Source organism: Paenibacillus sp. P4_A9 (assembly GCF_056402415.1).
The window spans coordinates 1-832 of sequence record NZ_JBFUHL010000231.1; the positions used below are offsets into that span (position 1 = coordinate 1).

2 protein-coding genes are annotated in these 832 nt (G+C 34.9%); both read right to left on the bottom strand.

The genetic code is table 11. The annotated features are described in order from the left end of the window. On the bottom strand, nucleotides 1-375 hold a 375-nt coding region (locus AC1DVJ_RS31170), incomplete at its 3' end, for a DUF4362 domain-containing protein (protein ID WP_477596837.1). Between the two features lie 147 nt (nucleotides 376-522). Beyond that, entirely contained in the window at nucleotides 523-801 is a 279-nt protein-coding gene (locus AC1DVJ_RS31175; RefSeq protein ID WP_477596839.1) for a hypothetical protein, read from the bottom strand. Nucleotides 802-832 lie beyond the last annotated feature (31 nt).

Below are 832 nucleotides of genomic sequence, written 5' to 3' on the forward strand. Positions count from 1 at the left end.
GTTGTCCCTTTCATTCATTCGAATTGATTTACAGACATATTCTGTCTTGCCTTGGTCACTCCATGCGTCTCTTGTGTTATCAACTATCCAATGTATTTCCCTACCATTTGAATTTACGTCATGAATAATTGGACTGCCTTCCACTGTAGGAGAAACAATCATTAAGTTATCCCCTTTACCTTCATTAAATCTATTCATCATTTCATCTACACGGTTCAAATCCACTTGATCAAAGTTAATAATGATTGACTTGTTTTTGTTTGTATTTTCTTTATGGGATTGTTGATTTATGAGTACAAAAATAACACTGACCAATCCAATAAATACGATTATTTGAATGTAATTTATCGTTTTCTTATATTTAACGATTTCCACCTCCACAATAATTCAATATTTAGAATATTCGGCTAAGGAGTAAACTATCCTGCCAGTTACTTAATAAACAAGAGGAGCTGCCACAAAGCAGCCCCCTCAACTATAGTTTTCCGTTAGTTTAATAATTCGCCAGCCACCCGTTGAACATTATATTTTATGCAAATATTTTGCGGACTTAAGCTTATCTAGATTATCACCAACTACAAACAACCAACCCGACGTCATTGTACAAATGACATCCAACTGCTTTCCGTAAGCTACTATTGCTTGTACTTTCATGATTACTTGGCTCTCATTATTTTTATTATCACTTAAAATATCTCCAATACTAATATCTTCACAAGCACGTCCTCCTATGATCCAGATACCGTTACCCCTATTTTCAGCATTTCCTACAATGAAACTATTAGGATCCTTCTCAATCATTTTAGCTCCCCTCCACTATTTGTTTGGCAGC